Genomic DNA, 833 nt, shown 5'->3' with positions numbered 1-833 from the left:
ATATTTTCAACTAAAGAAAGTTCCATTTTTTCATGTTCGGTCACGTCTCTCACAATAACCGGAACATGCTTTAATCCGCCAAGTTTTGCGGCTCGGTATCGTCTTTCTCCGGCAATAATCTCATACTTTCCATCTTTTGGCGCAACAATAATCGGCTGTAAAATACCGTGCGTTTTTATAGAATCAACCAATCCCTCCATCTCAACGTCAGAAAAAAACTTTCTCGGCTGATCCGGATTTGGAAAAACCTTGTTTGTTTCAATAAAATTTATCCCTTCTTTCGAAGACTCTTCTTTTACTACACTTCCTTTAGCGCTGGATATATTTTGTTTTTGTGGAATTAAGGATCCCAATCCTCTGCCTAAAGCCATAATTTAATTTTATATTTCATTATCTAATAGCTCCCTCGCCAGCCTTTCATACGCTCTGGCTCCCTTAGAACTTGAATCATAATGCAAAATTGATTTTCCATAACTTGGCGCTTCTGCCAATCGCACGCTTCTAGGGATTACCGAACGAAAAATTTTGTCAGGAAAATATTTATATAACTCTTGCATAACCTCTCCGGAAAGTTTATTTCTTTTATCAAACATCGTAAGAACCGCTCCAAGTATCTCCAGTTCGGACTTTATATTTTCTTTTACAAGATTTATGGTAGAAATCAACTGACCAAGACCCTCTAATGCATAATATTCTGCCTGTACAGGAATAAGCACCTTATCCGAGGCAACTAGCCCATTAATAGTAAGAAGCCCCAAAGACGGCGGACAGTCTATAATAATGTAGTCATAAGCTCCACGTACTTCTTGAATAGCCAAAGCCAAGCGATTTTC

At 38.3% G+C, this 833-nt stretch carries 1 protein-coding gene and 1 pseudogene (1 of these 2 cut by a window edge); both read right to left on the bottom strand.

Features of this window, described 5'->3' with window-relative positions; genetic code table 11:
- The coding region (locus tag COU51_00260) for a chromosome partitioning protein ParB (GenBank protein ID PIR67126.1) at positions 1-371 on the bottom strand (371 nt) is incomplete at its 3' end.
- Between the two features lie 9 nt (positions 372-380).
- Positions 381-833, bottom strand: a pseudogene (locus tag COU51_00255) (chromosome partitioning protein ParA); it runs 312 nt beyond the window's last position.

The sequence above is a fragment of the Parcubacteria group bacterium CG10_big_fil_rev_8_21_14_0_10_36_14 genome (genome assembly GCA_002772895.1).
Lineage (GTDB): Bacteria > Patescibacteriota > Patescibacteriia.
The sequence above is the reverse complement of the archived record's forward strand: the minus strand, read 5'-3'. Positions and strand labels throughout refer to the sequence as shown.